The 16112-nt window shown below is 67.3% G+C and carries 12 protein-coding genes; 4 read left to right on the top strand and 8 right to left on the bottom strand.

Annotated features, from left to right (window positions below; all coding sequences use genetic code 11):
* Positions 1-744 precede the first annotated feature (744 nt).
* Positions 745-948, bottom strand: a complete 204-nt coding sequence (locus tag ABEG18_RS06640; protein WP_406857296.1) for a DUF2892 domain-containing protein — start codon at positions 946-948, stop codon at positions 745-747.
* Between the two features lie 139 nt (positions 949-1087).
* Entirely contained in the window at positions 1088-2344 is a 1257-nt protein-coding gene (locus ABEG18_RS06635) for a vanadium-dependent haloperoxidase (protein ID WP_406857295.1), read from the bottom strand.
* Positions 2345-2791: 447 nt separating this feature from the next.
* Between ABEG18_RS06635 and ABEG18_RS06630 the strand changes: the two genes are divergently transcribed.
* Positions 2792-3145 (top strand): VanZ family protein, encoded by a 354-nt coding sequence (locus ABEG18_RS06630; RefSeq protein ID WP_406857294.1) that lies wholly within the window; start codon positions 2792-2794, stop codon positions 3143-3145.
* A gap of 610 nt (positions 3146-3755) precedes the next feature.
* Here ABEG18_RS06630 and ABEG18_RS06625 read toward each other — a convergent pair.
* Genes ABEG18_RS06625 through ABEG18_RS06615 form a run of 3 tightly spaced genes read right to left on the bottom strand, consistent with a single transcriptional unit; the run spans position 3756 to position 7540 of the window.
* Entirely contained in the window at positions 3756-5123 is a 1368-nt protein-coding gene (locus tag ABEG18_RS06625) for an alpha-hydroxy acid oxidase (RefSeq protein WP_406857293.1), read from the bottom strand.
* Positions 5120-6571: a lipopolysaccharide biosynthesis protein gene (locus ABEG18_RS06620; protein ID WP_406857292.1), complete on the bottom strand. Its 1452-nt coding sequence runs from the start codon at positions 6569-6571 to the stop codon at positions 5120-5122. Before ABEG18_RS06620 ends, ABEG18_RS06625 begins: the two co-directional genes overlap by 4 nt.
* Before the next feature lie 12 nt (positions 6572-6583).
* On the bottom strand, positions 6584-7540 hold the full coding sequence (locus tag ABEG18_RS06615; protein WP_406857291.1) for a hypothetical protein: 957 nt from the start codon (positions 7538-7540) through the stop codon (positions 6584-6586).
* 205 nt (positions 7541-7745) lie between these two features.
* On the opposite strand from ABEG18_RS06615, the gene ABEG18_RS06610 reads away from it, so the two are divergent.
* Positions 7746-8525: a class I SAM-dependent methyltransferase gene (locus ABEG18_RS06610; RefSeq protein ID WP_406857290.1), complete on the top strand. Its 780-nt coding sequence runs from the start codon at positions 7746-7748 to the stop codon at positions 8523-8525.
* A gap of 258 nt (positions 8526-8783) precedes the next feature.
* Here ABEG18_RS06610 and ABEG18_RS06605 read toward each other — a convergent pair whose 3' ends face one another.
* The gene (locus ABEG18_RS06605; protein ID WP_406857289.1) at positions 8784-9959 is read right to left on the bottom strand and encodes an ATP-grasp domain-containing protein; all 1176 of its coding nucleotides are present in this window, start codon (positions 9957-9959) and stop codon (positions 8784-8786) included.
* 240 nt (positions 9960-10199) lie between these two features.
* Between ABEG18_RS06605 and ABEG18_RS06600 the strand changes: the two genes are divergently transcribed.
* The gene (locus ABEG18_RS06600; protein ID WP_406857288.1) at positions 10200-11327 is read left to right on the top strand and encodes a GNAT family N-acetyltransferase; all 1128 of its coding nucleotides are present in this window, start codon (positions 10200-10202) and stop codon (positions 11325-11327) included.
* Between the two features lie 109 nt (positions 11328-11436).
* Here the strand turns inward: ABEG18_RS06600 and ABEG18_RS06595 are convergent, their stop codons facing one another.
* Both ABEG18_RS06595 and ABEG18_RS06590 read right to left on the bottom strand, forming a co-directional pair.
* Positions 11437-12285, bottom strand: coding sequence for a WecB/TagA/CpsF family glycosyltransferase (locus ABEG18_RS06595; RefSeq protein WP_406857287.1), 849 nt, complete (start codon positions 12283-12285; stop codon positions 11437-11439).
* A 704-nt stretch (positions 12286-12989) separates the two neighbouring features.
* Positions 12990-14465: a lipopolysaccharide biosynthesis protein gene (locus ABEG18_RS06590; protein ID WP_406857286.1), complete on the bottom strand. Its 1476-nt coding sequence runs from the start codon at positions 14463-14465 to the stop codon at positions 12990-12992.
* Positions 14466-14753: 288 nt separating this feature from the next.
* Here ABEG18_RS06590 and ABEG18_RS06585 point away from each other — a divergent pair, with 288 nt between their 5' ends.
* Positions 14754-15962 (top strand): glycosyltransferase family 4 protein, encoded by a 1209-nt coding sequence (locus ABEG18_RS06585; RefSeq protein ID WP_406857285.1) that lies wholly within the window; start codon positions 14754-14756, stop codon positions 15960-15962.
* Positions 15963-16112 lie beyond the last annotated feature (150 nt).

Raw genomic sequence — 16112 nt, 5'->3', positions numbered from 1 at the left:
AAGGCGCTAGGCGATCGACGCTGTGAAGCTTGGCTGCCCGGCCCACTCCTCAAAGCGGACTTCGCCGGTACCGTCAGCCAGACGATCGCGGTGGCGATTCCGGCGCGCGCCACGCGATCAGGAGCCCATCTCCAAGCGGCGGAACAAATACGCAAACCATGCTCGGTAACGGAGCGCCACCGAGCAGGCGGCTACTTCTCCGACGTGGATGACCCGGGTTCTCTATCCAGTCTTTGACGCCGTGGCGTCCAACAGCCGCCATTCCGGTACGGCCGTCGTGTTCCGCTCGGATCTGGAGCTTCAGGACGTCCAGGGCTACGGCCAGTCCTTGTTCCACAACATTCCCGACAGCAGGCCGAGCCGCGGCCAACCCGACCATCGGGCGTGCGGATTGGCGGATTGGTTCACCATGCGCGTCGCATCGCGGCCGCATAGGCCGCATTTCAGCGCCGCTCTTCCGAGCTGGGTTCGATGACGTCTATGGCGAGTCGGTCTTCGCCGTCCTGAACTGACCGCGACGACCTTCTATGGCGCATCCAATGCTTGGTCGACGTCTGTGGGCGCCGATGCCGCGAAGCACCCTTAAGCAGAGCCGCGGGGCGGTGCTGACCGACCTCTCGACGGTCACCCGGATGACCGGCGATAAGCTTCAGCGGTTGCGGCGTCCACGATGCGGGGGTGGTGGCGGGTCCTGCCCGCCGGCCCGTCGCGCTCCGTCCGGCCGGCCCGAGCCGCCGACTGACGCTAGCCGAAGGCCGGGCGCGACGGCAGCCCCATGCGCTTCATGGCGATCACGACAGGGCACATGCCGGTGAACGACGCCTGGATGAGATGGGCGCCCATTAAGCCCGTGAGCCACAGCCATGTCGGGCTCTGATAGACGGCCAGCAGGACCGATGCGAGAAAGACAACGCCCACGACCAGCAAGATCATGCGTTCGATTGTCATGGCGACCTCCCGAGACGCCTGGATCCTCCGCTTGTCCATGCAGGCCAGCAAGCCCCAAGACGAACTACGACCGCCCCGCCAGCGGCGCGCTCAGGTTCGCCAGAGGTGCGGCGCACAGCGCCTGACGCGCTGGCGCCGATCAGGCCGCGAGGAGGCCGTCCTTTTGAAAGATCGCCAGGACGTCGGCCGCCACCGCCTCGCCCGTGGCGAGCCCGTCCTGGGCGGAGAACTGAAAGTGAACTCCGCCGAAGATCCGGCTCTCGGCGTCCTCCAGCGCGGCCTGAGCGAAGCTGTCGAAGTGACGGACCACGCCGGGCGCATCGGCGCTGGTCGCGTCGAACGCCATGTCGCCGAAATACCGGGTCATCACGGTCGACCACGCGCCGGCGAACACAGCGTGCCCGGACGGATATTCGGGGTGGCTGGGGGTCGGCAGGAGCGGCGTCCAAGTCGGATCCGCCGAGGTGGCCGGGTTGCCGTCCGTATCGGCGAGCCGGATCGCGTCGATGGGCCGCCAGAACTCATAGGCGCCCTTGGCGTCCCAGGCCGCGATCGCAGCGTCCGCCATGGCGACGTTCAACTCGGCCAGGAGTTGCGCGGACTGCGCCGACGTCAAGCCCTGTTCCTGGGCGATGTCGATGGCGATGTGGTCGAGGTGGCCTGGCGCCGTATAGGCGCCGGCGTCGTTCGCCCAGAAACGGGCGAGCTCCGTCTGGTCGGCTGTGCGGAGCGTCGAATGGGCGCCGCCCAACTCCTTCACTTCGTTCAGCGCCGCTGCATATTCGGCGCTGTCGAGCGCGGGCGGGCCGTCCGGGCGGAACGCGTCGCCCGCCTTCATCATGAACGGCGCGACGTCGCCCCATTGCGGCGTGACCGGCGCGGCGTAGTTCGGCAATGTGGGCCGCCATGTCCCGGGCTCGCCGTCGCCCGCCGAGACCGTCGCCATGGCGTCCCAGCCGTCATCGGCCCGCGCCTCGACGACGGCGGCCGCCACGGCGCGCCCGAAGGCCACGCCGGCGTCCTGCGCCTTGCCGTCCGGCACGCCCGCCAAACTCAGCTGCAGATCATGCTCGATCAGGGCCTTCTGCCCCGGCATGGCGTGCTCTAGCACATAGGCGGCCGAGGCCGCGATCGCGGCGGCCTCCGACATGCCCGACGGCGCTGCGCCGCTCGCCAGGAAGCCTGGCGCATGCTGGACCGCGTTGACGACGTCGAGGACGGCGATGCTCTCCATCGCCATCATGCGGGTGGCGACCGTGGGCGACACCGAACCATCGGCCTGGAGAGCCTCCAGCGCGTGGGTGGCCCAGAGCAGGACGGGGTTGGTGGGACCAGCGACAGCGTCCTGGGCGCCCCGTGAGCCATCCCGGCTCACATCCATGCACGACATAACCATTGAGTCCTCCCTCTCTGAAGGAGTTCCGGGCGAACCAAATCTCTGCTTGTTGAATGAGGCGAATCGTTTGCGTCCAAATGCGGCCAAGTCAAGGCCGCGCTTGTCCACCCGCCCTCGACGGCGTCGCTCCGGTTTCCAAAGAGCGCCGCTCGCAAGAGAAGTTGGATTGGGAGGCCGCCTGCAGAATTCGCCTGGGCGAGCGCAAGGATGCGCCGCTCGTGGCCGGGCGTCAGTCGTGAGGGTTGGAGCTTTATCGTTGATTATCGCGGGAAAGTACTAAGGCGCTGCGATGAAGTCTCCTGCATCTGAGGCCCGATTGCGGCGAGGCGTTTGAAGCACAGGCATTAAGGGCTAACCCACAAAGCCGAGTGCCATTCGGCTCGGGCCTGGGTACCATCGAGATCCCCCGCTTCGCCCCTGCGTGCGTCAGCCTACGGGTTTTTTTCCATGTCGATGAAATCGTGTGTCCGCGTCGCCGCCTGGATCGTGGCCTTGGCCCTCTTGGCGGTCACCGTGTGCCCCATCGACTTTCGACCCACGACCGGGCTCTCGGCCGACTTGGAGCGCTTCATCGCGTTCTGCCTGTGCGGGGTGCTGTTTGGCCTCGCTTATCCACGCCACAAGCTGGCGGTCGTGACCGCCGTCGTGCTCGGGGCGGCGGGACTGGAGGCGATCCAGTATCTCTCGCCGAGCCGGCACGGGCGCATGCACGACTTCGAGGTCAAGGCCATCGCGGGCGCGCTGGGCGCGTTCTCCATGGCGGTTTTCGACAGGATCTCCCGCGAGATCAGCCCACGCTAGCCGGCTCCCAACATCGCCGGCGGCGCGCAGCGCCGGCGAAGAGATCCAGAGATGATTCCGGACTAAGCGCCTTCCGCCCGGCCTTGTGGATCGCTGTGGGTTACCAATTGGCGCATGATGCGGGAGGGCGGCAGACCGTTGGATCCCGGATCATGCGATCGAGGAAGGGCACCGCCCGGGACTTCGCCCGCGCTATCGGTCGCAGCGCAAGACGGACGCCGTGGACTCGAACTGGGTGCGCGCTCTTCCAAGCAAATTGCCCGCTCCCCGGCCTCGCCGTTCAACGCCGACCGTGGCGCCTCGCGCGGCCAGCGCCGCATCCGCGGCGGCCGGCGACGCGCCCGCCAAGCCTTCTCAATGACCGCCTGTTGGCCGCCCGATCCCACCCGCGCCTCAAGGTCTTCGCCCAATCCCAAAAGCCAGGGGCAACTCCACAAAGCCCGTCCTCGTCGCCGCGGGTGCAAACTCCTCTCATCATCAACGCCGTCCTGCGCCACAACGCGACCTTCGCAACGCCATGACGCGAAATAGTCGCCCTTCCCGCGCCTGCGCGCGCCGGGGGAAGATCTCCAAGGACGAGGATTGCACGGGAGCTCAGAGGTGGCCTTCGCTAGCGCTGGAGGCGCTTGCGCCGCAACGGCTCGGCGGTGGCGTCCTCGGCCGGGAGGCGCGCCGATGTGGCCGCGTCGAGCCCGGCCGTGGCGTCCACGTCGGCGGGGAGCAGGCAGTCTGGGCCGAGATCGACCGTGGTGAGCCTTCCGATCTGGCCCATGACGACGTCGATGTCGCTCTTCAGGATCTCGATCGTCCGCCCCACGCCGGCTTTTCCGCCCGCCGCCAATCCGTACAAGGCGGCGCGGCCGATGAAGGTGAAGCTCGCCCCGAGCGCGAGGGCCATGACGATATCGGCTCCCCTGCGGATGCCGCTGTCCAGGAACACCGGGATGCGGCCGGCCACGGCCTGCACGACGGAGGGCAGCACGTCGAGGGGCGCGGGGGCACGTTCAAGCTGGCGCCCGCCATGGTTGGAGACGGTGACGCCGTCGACGCCATGGTTCAGGGCCAGCAGGGCGTCCTCGGGGCTCAGCACGCCCTTCACGACGAGTTTGCCCTTCCAGTTGCGCCGGAACCATTCGAGATCCGACCAGGTCTGGCGTTCGCGAACGGCTGAGTATTGGTCGCCGAACAGCACGTCGAGGTCGCGCTGCTTCGCGCCCTCCGGCGCATAGGGCGCGAGGTCCTCCAGCAGGGGCCGGTTCTGCAGGTAGTCGGCCAGCCAGCCCGGGTGCATGAAGACGTCCAGGTAGGTGGACGGGTTGGGTCGCCCGCCGCGCCGATGGCGCATGCTGCGCAGCCGCTTGCCCTCGACCGGCAGGTCGACCGTGATGACAAGCGTGGAGATCCCGCAATCGGCGGCGCGGCCGACGAGGCCCTCAATGATGCGCCGGTCGGCGCTCGGATAAGGTTGATACCAGAGATGATTCGGAGCGATCCTCGCGACGGTTTCCATGCGGGTCGTGGTTAGCCCCGACATCACATAGGGAAGGTTCGCCTCGACGGCGGCTTCGGCCATCATCACCTCGGCCCGCCCCCGGATCAGGCCCTGCATGCCGGTCGGGCTAAAGCCGAACGGGCTGGAAAAGGTGCTGCCGAAGATCTCCTTATCCTGTGTGCGGGTGGAGACGTCGCGCAGGTAGCGGGGTGCGAAGCGATAGCGCAGGAAGCTTTCCATATTGCGCCGGAGCGCCGATTCATCGCCCGCACCTTCCTCGATCCAGTCGAAGACGATCCGGGGCAGACGGGCCCGGCACAACTGCCTCAGTTCCTCGATGCTGACCGCCTGCGAAACCTTCATGATCGCCTTCCACCGTTGCACTGGGACCCGCGCCCATGCTGCGCCGGCGTCAGCCGGCGCCGAAGTGGAACTCTGGATGGCCGGGCTGGCCTTGCGGGTTAATCCCTGCGCCGCACGGCTCACTTGGCCGGGCTGACCAGCTCGCGGACGCCGCGCAGGCCCGTGCTGATCTCGCCGGGGATCAGCACGTATTCGATCAGGCCGAGATAGAGCCCAACGCCGACGAGGCCGCCCAGAGCCAACGTGATCCAGCTGTCGATCGCCAGCAGCTCCTCGCCGTGCGCGACCCCGATGCTGCCGGCGAGCAGGACGAGGCCGGCGACCGACAGCTTGCTGGCGTGCCGCAGGATTTCGCCGCACTCAAAGCCGCAGATGCGCCGCATGGCCGAGAGCGAAACCGGCACCATGAGAGCCGAACTCACCGTCCAGCCCACGCCCACGCCCGTGAGGCTGTGCAGCGAGCCCAGCGCGACGCAGATCGAGGTGAGGACCATCTGCACGCCGGCGAGGCGCATATAGACCTCGGGACGTCCCGTCGCCGCCATCGCCTGGCCGACGAAGAACCAGAGCGGCGTCGTGAACGCCGTCAGCGACATCGCCTGGAGCACGCCGACGGCGTCCGCCCATCTCTGCCCGAACAAGGTCGGGATCAGGAACTCGGCGCCGGCTCCGAGCAGCACGAGCAGAGGCATCCAGACCACGAAAGCCGGCATCACCATGCTCTCGTAGCTGGCCATGAACTCGCGCGGCTTGCCGGCGGCGCGGCTCAGCACGGGCATGACGAGCTGGCGCATCGGCACCAGCAGGACGGTGCTGGCCATGTCGAGCAGACGGGACGCGAGCACGTAGCAGCCCACGGACTTGGGGTCGAAGAACAGGCCGACGATCAGACTGTCGACGGTCGTGCCGAGCGCGGTGGCGATGCTGCCGCCCATGAAGTGGCTGCCGAAGCGCACCAGATCCTTGCAGTGGCGCCACGAGAAGGCGATCTGCGGGAACCAGGAGCTGGCGGTCCACAGGATCGCGGTGGACACGGCCGCCTGCACGATCTGCAGCGCGACCAGCGACCAGATCCCCCAGCCGGCGAGCGCCAGCCCAATGCCGGCCACGGCCCCCACCACCCGGCCCACGAAGGTGCGGCGGGCCAGGACGGCGGTCTCCAGATGCCGCCGAAATAGCGCCACATGAACGCTCACGAGGGCCTGGAGCGGGGCCAGCAGCGACAGCCAGCGCAGCGCGCTGGCCAGAGCGGGCGCCCTGTAGAGCTCGGCCATCCAGCCGGCCGAGAGCTGGACGGCGGCCGCAATGAGCACCGCCAAGGCCATATTCATCCAGAACGCCGTGGCCAGCATCTTGTCGTCGGTCGTCTCTACCCGGATCAGGGCGTCGGCCAAGCCCTGGTAGAGCACGATGTTGAGCAGTCCGACGAAGGACATCGCCAGCGCGAAGGCGCCGTATTCGCCGGGGCTGATGATGCGGGCCATGACCAGGAACGCGGCGAAGGGAATCGCCTGGCCCCCGAGCACATCGACGATCAACCAGAACAGCGCCTTCTTAGCCTTGAGATGCAACTTCGCCTCCGGTTAGTGCGCAGCCACGCGGCCCGTTGACGCCGCATCCGCGCGCCGCAAGATGACGGACGACGCATGAGCGGCCATGCCTTCGACCGAATGACCCGTCTTCGGGGCGACCGCGACCGTCCAGGGCGTCGCGACCTGGAGGTCGCCGGCCGCCTTGCGCGCGGCTTCCAAGAAGTTCAGCCCCCGTGCGAGCCGGTGCGCGCCCTGGGCGGCCGCGCAGTCCTCGAAGCCCTCGGCCCCGAAATAATCGCTCGCCTTGCTGTCCAGTTCGCCCAGCTGGAGCGTGACGTTCAGTTTCAGAAACGAGCGCAACTTGTCTGGCGTGACGTCGGCGCCGGCGAGGCCGCACGGCCATGGCTTGGCGAGATCCGGGATCGTGTACCAGCCGGCGCTGCTCAGGATGGCGCGGCTCACATTGCGCGCGCCGGTGAGGTAGAGCAGGCGCATCGTGAACTGCGAGCCGGCCGAGAAGCCGTAGATCATATAGGGCCCGCCCGCCGCGCCGGTCTCGGCGCGCACCGCCGCCACCGCGCGCTCGACCGCGCCGAAGCTCCAGCGATCCTGCGGGACAGGCCGGCCGGCCCGATCGATCGTATTGCCGAGGTTGAACCAGCGCGTGTCGGGGTATTTCCGGTCGTTGAACTCCGGCGCGATCACCAGCAGCCCGTGCGCCTCCGAGGCCTGACGCCAGGCGTCGCGCATGGCCCGCGCATCGCGGTCCGCGCCATGGATCAGCACCAGGACCTTGCCGTCCTCAGCGCGCCAGCCGTCGGGACGATGATAATAGACGGCCATCGGGGCCGAGGTGGCGCCGCTGGGCTCGGGGAAAGTCAGCCCGCCGTCGCCCTTGCGGGTGAACCACTCCCCTCCCCTGGCCAGCTGCGCGAGGAAGCCGCCGCCGGCCAGCAAGCCGAGGCCTGTGGCGACAGCCGCCCACTTCTTCAAGAGTCTTGGGTGCACGTCGCGCTCCGGAGACTGCGGGGACGCCATTTTCATGGTCGTGGCGACGCCACGCCGCAGCCGGATCGTAATCGCACTCCAAGACTCGCCGACACTGAGTTCATGGACTACCTCTCTTGGACACTGGCGCAATGCCGTCGCCCGCTTGCTTGGCTCGATGATTGCTAGAAGAATCGGCCTGCAGTGGAGTTCGGGGGCGCAGTGTATGTCTGAGCCAAATCTCGCGACATTCCGCAACCGCACGGTGGTGGCGGCCTATCAGGCCGAATGTGCGCTTCAGCCCGCCGAGGCGACGATCCTGGACAGCATCCGTGACCGCATCAGAGGCGAGCCTATTCTCGACCTCGGCGTGGGCGTCGGACGCACCACCCCCGCCCTGACGGCGCTCACGGACGTCTATGTCGGCATGGATTACTCCCCGGAAATGGTGGCGGCCTGCCGGGTGCGTTTTCCGGACGAACGGTTCGAGGTCGGCGATGCGCGCGACCTTTCCCGTTTCGCGACGGGATCCTTCGGCCTGGTCTTGTTCAGCTTCAACGGGCTCGACTATGTCGACCACGCCGACCGCCTGAAGGTGCTGGGCGAGTGCCGCCGGGTCCTGAAACCCGGCAGCCCCTTCGTGTTCTCGACCCACAACCGCAACGCCAGCCTGCAGTCGCCCTGGGCGCTGCGCCGGCTGAGGGGCGACCCCCTTCGCGATCCCATGGGTTGTGTGAAGAAGCTTCTGACCTATCCGGGGGGAATCGTCCTGCATGCGGCCAGGCGCAGGCGCGAGGTGCAGGGGGCGGATTACGCAATCCTGAACGACCAAGCCCATATGTACTCGCTCCTGACCTATTACATCACGCCGCAGGCGCAGGTCTTGCAGCTTGAGGCCGCCGGCTTCAGGGCTGCGAAAGTGGTCGGGCGCGACGGCGGGTGGCGCAGCCCCGATGAGTTCGCCGGCATGACGGACAGCTGGATTTATTACATGGCTCACGCCTGAGCCGTTCAGCGTTTCAGGACAAAGGAAAATGGCGGGAAGGCATAGGACTTTCCGCCGCTTTCGTCTTGAGCCGAATGTGCGCCAACGCCTGTGGCGTGCAGCCGTCCCCGTCCCACGTCATCCCCGGCCCGGAGGCGCGGGCAGGGATCCGCCAGCTGGGCCAAAGACGCCTCTTCCGGGACCCTCTCTGGATCGCCTTCGCGGCGCTGCGCGCCGCCGGGAATGACGGATCGTGGATGGCGTCAAATCCGCCCTGCGCTAGCCTGAGATGGACGGCTTGAGCCTGACCTTGTCGGCCGCGAGATGCAGCCACTCATTGGCGAAGGAGCCGATGCCCGGAGCGGGGTCGCGCAGGAATTCGGCGAAGTCCCGCCCGAGCGAGGCCAGCGAGTAGCCTTCGCGCGCCATCATCCGGAGGCCCGACCAGCTCGCGACGTCGCTCGCCGAGAGGTGGCGCCCGGTCGTGAGGAACGAGGGTTGCCGCGGCGCGAGCCCGAGCGACGCCAGGCCGGCGGCCACGAAATCCAGGCCGTTGATCCGCGCGGCGCTGACGCGCCTGAAGAAGCGTGGATTGCACTCCAGCACCGCGAGTTCGCCATTGTTCGGGTTGCGGCGGGCGTCGAAATTGGCCACGCCGGTGAACTTCGTCTGGGACACGATGCGGCGGCCGGCGTCGAGAAGATCGGGCACCTCGCAAAAGCGGGTGGACCAGTATCCGTCGCACTGGAACGTGGACCAGTTGCGGATCTCGCCGTTGACGGCGAAGACGCTAAGGCCGACGTCGACGCCCTCGCGAAACTCCTGGACGAGGAAGCCGTCGCTGACGAAGCGGGCGTTGTCGGCCACGGCCTTCACCAGTTCGGTTTCGTTGCGGACCACCTTCACGCCGTCGCCGCCCGAGGCGTTGGTAGGCTTGAACACGCATGGAAAGCCGATCGAGCGGGTTAGCGCCGCGACGTCGAGTTCGCTCGCCGACGCGAAGCGGAGCGTGCGCGGGGTGGGCACGTTGCATTCGGCGCAGACGCTCGCGAAGCGCCACTTGTCGTTGAGGCGGGCCAGCAGGGCTTCGTCCGCCATCGGGTACACCGGCGGGGAGATCTGGTTGCGGATGCGCCCCAGGACGGAAAGGCCCCTCACCGAGCTCGACAGCACGATGTCGATCGGGTCGCGCCGATGCTCCTCTTCGAGGGCCTGGGCGATGGCGAGGCCGTTGTCGAAGACGTTCTCGGCCGCCAGCAGCGTCCCGCTCACATGCGCCGACATGCGGATGGAGGACCGCGGCTCGCACACCAGCAGGGTTCGGGCGTTCAGCCCCGATAGGCTTCGTAGGACGATCTGCCCGAGGTCGCCGGGAGGCGACAAAAGCACAACCTTGGGCCGGCTCGGACGGCCTGCGCCCCGATCGCCGACCCCTTCAACGCTCTGTGTCGTCATCGTAAACTCGCCATTCGCACAGCGGGACGCCGGAGCCCCTGTCGGCAAAAGACTAGCGTCCGGGCGTTGCGTTCGACATCGCGCATAGGGCTACGGCCTGGAGCGATGGGGGTAGGCCAAGCCGACTGCGTCCGCCCGGCCTGAGCCCGTTCCGACCGTCGGTAGCCCTTAATCGCCAGCCCCCGGCGGCGGCTTTCGTGAGATGCTGGGCGCGCCTGAAAACAGCCGGAGGTTGAGCGCATGGAGGCGGTGTCCTTTACGGAAATCGGAGCGGAGCAGACGCAAGCCGCCGCGCCGGCGCGGGATTTCCGGGTCACGGTCGCCGACGAAACCGGGTTCGACTTCCGCGGGGCGGAGTACCGGGACCTTTATCAGCGCGCGAAGGCCTCCCTGTTCCAGCATCCGCTTTGGCTGGGCGCGGTGTTCGAGCAGTTGATCCCCCGCCGGGACGGGACCGCCTGCGTCAGGACGGTGCGGCGCTTGAGCGACGGCCGCCTCTGCCTGGCCTGGCCGATGATCAAGCGCCGGATCGGCCCGGTGCCTTTTATGGACGGGGTCGACTGCGACGTCTCCGACTACAACCCCATCATCGTGGACGCCTCCCTCGACGTCTCGACCCTACAAGACGCGATCCGCAGGGACCGCTCGCGGCTGCCGCCGCTGGGGCTCGCCCGGATCCGCCGCATCCGAGCCGACCAGGCGTCGGCGCTGGCGCCGCTGGAGGGGATCCGATTCAGCCCAATGGGCTACCACGCCCATGAAGCACCGCTGTCGCCGGACTTCTCATCCTGGCGGAAGGAGGCGCTGTCGGCCAGCTTCGTCAAGACCCTGGATCAGCTGCGGCGACGGCTGGCCAAGCGCGGAGAGCTCAGCTTCCGCGAGGAGCGCGATCCGGCCGCGATCCGGGCCGCCTTCGCGCAGATGCGGGAGTTCCGCAAGGGGCGCTTCGAGGGCGACCCGCTTCTGAACCCGCTCTATTTCGACTTCTACCAGCGCGTCGCGGTCGCCGGAGCGCCCGAAGGGTTCGCCCGGACCTTCGTGCTCTCGCTCGACTCCCGGCCCATCTCGGTCATTTTCGGCTTGTCGGACGCCGAGCGGTTCATGTTCCTGATGATCGCCTTCGACCCCGCGCCGGAGCTGAAAAACTTCTCGGTGGGCCTGCTGACGATCGAGAGCCTGATCGAGGACTGCATCGCGCGCCGCCAGAGCGTCTTCGACCTGACGATCGGGGACGAGCCCTACAAGCAGCGCTTCGGGACCCGCCACCAGCCGATGCTGGCCGCCTGGGTGGGAAACCCGGCGCTCACCGCAGCCGCCGACGCCGCCTTTCGGGGCGTCATCGCCTGGCGCAAGCGCAAGGCGGGCTGACCTCCCGGGAGACGACATCGGATCTCAACGAAAAGAGCAGGCCCCTCCGGCCTGCTCTTTTCGTTCTGGGGTTCAGAAGCAGGCCGCGTCCGGCCTGCTCTGCGTCTGCTCAGAGGGTCGCGCTCTCGCGCGTCTGGACCGCCCCGGCCTCGAGCGACCGGACCGCCGCGGCGTCGCCGAGCTTGATCGCGCTCACCTGAATCGCGCCCGGCGGCATGCCGCCGGCCTGGATCCCGCGCGCCTGGACGCCGGCTGGGTGGATCTCGCCTGCCTGGCCGGTCTTGGTCATCAGGTGGTAGAGGGCGGGCAGGTTCGTCTTGATATAGCGCGGGCCGAGCCGTCGCGGCTCCTGGGCGGCGCGGTAGAGCCACTCCAGGCCGGCGCTCTGCATCCAGGCCGGCGCACGGCGCTTGCGGCCTGAATAGTGGTCGAACATGCCACCGCAGGTCCTGATCCAGGCCACGCCGGCGAGGCGGGACCTGTTACGGACGGCGAAGTCCTCCTGGAGCGGGCTTCCCAGCCCCAGCCAGAGGACGTCCACCTTGCGCTCGCGGATCTCGGCGCAGATCTCCTCCTCGTCGGAGCGCTTGAAGTAGCCGTCGCGCGAGCCCACGAGCATCAGGCCCGGATATCGGTCGCGGAAGAAGGCGGAGGCGCGCATGTTGTCGTCGCGCTTGCCTCCGAGGAAGTAGAAGCGCAGGCCATGCTCCTGCGCCATCTCGCAGGCGTCGAAGATGAAATCCGTCGTCGCGATGCGCTCGGGCAACGGGTGCTGGAGGATGCGCGAGAACAGGACCAGCGGCATGCCGTCGGCGTCGACGATATCGGCCTGGTCCATCAGCTCGCGGAATCCCGACTCCCGGTGATAGCGGGCGATCACCGAGCCGTTCGAGGCGAAGACGAGTTTTGGAAGGGACTGGCCGCCTTGTCGCCTCGCCGCGAGGCAGTCGGACAGCATCGTATTCGCCAGCGCTTTTCTGGTGAGACACGCTGTTCTTATCCCGCCGACACAGATCGCCTCAGCACTCGTATTCATGGACGAACCTCCGCCAGAGCTTTCGCTTCTTCTGACTCTTGCCGACGGAGCCCATTGCGGCGCGCAGCTTCGCAATCAGAGCGCAGCACACTGCTCTCCGTTCTGGATGCTGCCGCTCTGGCGCAAAGCTCTTCAGGCTTTATTCATCATGACTGCTTTGGCCCGGCGCGCCAGCGAGCATGGGGAGTAATTCCGGCATGGCGTCCGCGCGGGACTGGCGCGTTGCGCGGGGCCGAGGCGTGCAGGCCCCGGCCGAAAGGCGTACGCCTTTGTTGAACTGGCCGGGCTGCCCGGACTGGGCGCTCTCGCGGGAGTCGTCTGCGCCGGGCCGGCCTCGCCTTTGGCGAGCGCGAATGTCCCGATGGAGATCGGTTTTGCGGCTTGTCCCCGACCTCAAGTCGGCGAGGCGGGCGAGGCGGTCGCGTTCGGTTCGCTCCTAAGCGGAGAAACTGATGCTCCAGGAAGCGCGCGTTCACCGGCGGCCCGCGCTGGCGAAGTCGGGTTTTAAGAGCTGACGCAAGCGAGCAGCGCTTTCTCGGGCGTTGTCGCGAAAACACGGTTCGGGCGACCAAGGGCGCCATAAGGCGGCGACGCGCCCCGTGGTTCAGACCGGGGACGGCGTGAGTTCAGGCCTGGCGCGGGCTGATGTGCGGCGCCCGTCTTTGGGCCAATGCGGCGAGCCCCCTTACAGCCGCCGAAATCTGCCCGCGGGTCAGCACGAATTCAATCAGCGCAACGTAGACGAGCAATCCGGCGGCGGCGCCCAAAGCCGCGCCAATCCATGCGCTGAAGCCGGCAGCGTGAGCCATCGCCGATGTCCAAAGACTCGCTGTGAGAAGGGCCAGGCCGGCGGAACCGAGCTTCGCGGCGTCCCGCGCCATCGGCAGCCAGGAAACCTCGCAGCGTCTGTTCAGATACCACAGCGCGATGGGAACCATGACGGCCGAAGCACAGGCCCAACCCCACCCGACGGCGGCCAGCGACAATTGTGACGCGAAGCTCACACAGGCGCTGGTCACGCCGATCTGGATCATCGCGAGTTTCAAGAAGCCGTCGGGGCGGCCGGCCGCTGAAAGCGCCTGTCCCGCAAAAAACCACAACGGCGTGGTGAACGCGGTGGCGCACATGGCATGCAGCACTACCACCGCGCCCTCCCACTTTGGACCGAAAATTCCGGGGATCAGAATGCGGGACGTCGTCGCTAAGATCAGAATGATGGGCATCCAGGCTAGGAAAGCTGGGGTGACCATGCCCCGATAACTGCTTGCGAAGAGGGGGGGATCGGAAGCCGCTTTACTCAGCAAGGGCATCACCAACGACCGCATCGGGACGAGCACGACCGTCGTCGCCATCTCCAGGATCCGCGCCGCGAGCACATATAATCCCACGGCCTTGGGATCGAAAAAGAATCCGACAATCAAGTTGTCTGCGATGTTGACCACCGCAGTGGCGAGGCTGGCTGAGGTGAAATGGGTCCCGAAGCGCAGGACATCTCGACAGTGCTGGACGTTAAAACACAGCTTCGGCCGCCAATCGCTCACCCCCCATAAGATCGCGGCGGCGACAGCTGATTGAATCAGTTGCATGGCGACGAGCGCCCATATGCCAAACCCGGCGACGGCCAGTCCGATGCCGAGCGCGGCTCCCAGCGCGCGGCCGATGAGCGTTCGGCGGGCCAGCACGCCCATCTCCAGCCTGCGTCGATACAACGCCACATGCACGCTGACCAATCCTTGTAGGACAGCCAGCAGCGAAAGCCAGCGCAGAGCAGGCTCCATCACCGGGGCGCGAAAGAGTTCAGCGAGCGATCCTGCAATGACCTGAACGATGGCGGTGATGACGAGCGCCAGCCCCATATTCATCCAGAAAGCGGTCGCGATGTAGGCCTCGTCCGGATCGATCGCCGTGATCAGCGCGTCCGCCAGGCCTTGGTAGAGCACCACGGTCAAGGGCGCCAAGCATGACATCGCCAGGGCGAAAGTCCCGTAATCATGGGGGTCAATAAAACGTGCTATGATTAAAAAGGCGACGAATGGGGAGACCTGACTGCCGAGCACGTCGATCATCGTCCAGATCAAAGCTTTTTGCGCTGTATGATCCAAGCATGTCTCCAGGTCGCGATGTCAGGCCTTGCTTGTCCAGCGGCCGCGAAGCTCTTTCGGCGTAGGTCACCTTCACTATTTTCACAAGGCAGGCCAGCGCGCATGAGGAGTAATTCACGCGGATCCTGGCTGAACCGGCCTGTCGACGCGGGGCCGTGGGGGCCAAGCCACCACCGGAAGGCGTACGCCTTTGTTGAGCTGGCCAAGCGCCGAGAACTGGGCTGCTATTGTAGGCCACCTGCCCCATGCCGGCCCCGCCCTCGCACATTATTCCGATGGAGATCAGCTTTGCGCCCCGCCCCGTCCCGCGAGACCATGCTGGCTTTCCCTGTCCCGACCCGCGCCACCATCGTGAATGAGCCGGCGAAGCTGCGCCAGGCTACGCGCCCGCTGCGGCTCCTCCTGATCCAACCGCAGGCGGAGAACGCCGGGGCCCAGGAGGTGGCGCGCCTGCTGTCGCGCGGCCTCAAGCAGGACGGCCACACGGTGGGGCACCTGTTCTTCTTCCGGCGGACGGCGTCGTTCGACGTCGAGGAGGATGTGCGCTTTTGCGCCGCCAGCCGGCCGACGGGGCCGCTCGGCGTCCTGAAGTTGCTGGCGCGCCTCCATGCCGAGATCCGCCGCTTCAAGCCCGACGTGGTGCTGTGCTTCCAGCACTACGGCAACGTGATCGGCGGGCCGATGGCCCGCCTCGCCGGCGTCAAACTCGTGGTGGCCAACCAAAATTCCGCCGCCCTGACGACGCCAAAGCCCGCCAGGATCGCGGACCGGATCCTTGGCAGCATCGGCGTGTTCAAATCAATCGTGGCCGTGTCGGCCGCCGCCGCAGCCGGCTATGACGACTATCCGGCCGCCTATCGGGCCCGGCTGAGCCGAATCGACCACGGCGTCGACGTCAAGGTCGGAGAACTCGGCAAGGCAGCGGCCCGCGCCCGCTTCGGCCTGCCTGAGACCGGGGTGGTGCTGGGCTGCGCCTCGCGCCTGCATCCGTTGAAGAACCTCCAGGCGGCCGTGCGGCTGCTCGCGCTGGAGCCGAGCTGGACGCTGGCCCTGGCCGGCCAAGGGACTGAGCGCGAGGCGCTGCTGAAGCTCGCGGGCGACCTTGGCTGCGCCGAAAGGCTGCGGCTGCTGGGCGAGCTCGACGCCGCTGGCGTCGCGGATTTCTTGACCGCGCTCGACGTCTTCGTCTTCCCGTCCCTCGCCGAGACCTTCGGCATGGCGGTGGTCGAGGCGGCCCAGGCGGGCGTGCCCGTGGTGGCGCACGGCCTGCCGGTGCTCAAGGAAGTGCTGCAGGCCGATGGCGAGCCCTGCGCCCTGTTCGTCGACGACATCGACGACATCGCGGCGCTGCGGACGGCCGTGGCGCGCTTCCTCGACGACGCCCAAATGGCGCAGGCCTTCGCCGCCCGCGGCCGGTCGCTCGCTGAGCGCTATCCGGTCTCCGCCATGGTGGACGAGTATGAGCGCCTGCTGCGCTCGATCACCCGCGGGCTTTGACCATGACGAGCCTTGATCGTCATCACCCTCAAAAAGCACAGGTCCCTTGATGGCGGACGCAGGCCGTAATCCCGCGCTGCGGATCAGGGTGGATCGCGCACGGTTCCGCGCGTGGCACCGCGACTTGGCTTTGCGGCTTTCAGGCAATCG

Source organism: Alsobacter sp. KACC 23698, from assembly GCF_045348435.1.
Taxonomy (GTDB): domain Bacteria; phylum Pseudomonadota; class Alphaproteobacteria; order Rhizobiales; family Beijerinckiaceae; genus Alsobacter.
Note: the sequence above shows the minus strand (reverse complement) of the source record. Positions and strands in the feature narration are given on the sequence as shown.

Bases quoted from the DNA above. Each gene is read 5' to 3' on its own strand.
- ABEG18_RS06640 (WP_406857296.1), bottom strand. From the start codon at position 948: ATGACAATCGAACGCATGATCTTGCTGGTCGTGGGCGTTGTCTTTCTC.
- ABEG18_RS06635 (WP_406857295.1), bottom strand. From the start codon at position 2,344: ATGGTTATGTCGTGCATGGATGTGAGCCGGGATGGCTCACGGGGCGCC.
- ABEG18_RS06630 (WP_406857294.1), top strand. From the start codon at position 2,792: ATGTCGATGAAATCGTGTGTCCGCGTCGCCGCCTGGATCGTGGCCTTG.
- ABEG18_RS06610 (WP_406857290.1), top strand. From the start codon at position 7,746: ATGTCTGAGCCAAATCTCGCGACATTCCGCAACCGCACGGTGGTGGCG.
- ABEG18_RS06605 (WP_406857289.1), bottom strand. From the start codon at position 9,959: ATGACGACACAGAGCGTTGAAGGGGTCGGCGATCGGGGCGCAGGCCGT.
- ABEG18_RS06600 (WP_406857288.1), top strand. From the start codon at position 10,200: ATGGAGGCGGTGTCCTTTACGGAAATCGGAGCGGAGCAGACGCAAGCC.
- ABEG18_RS06595 (WP_406857287.1), bottom strand. From the start codon at position 12,285: ATGCTGTCCGACTGCCTCGCGGCGAGGCGACAAGGCGGCCAGTCCCTT.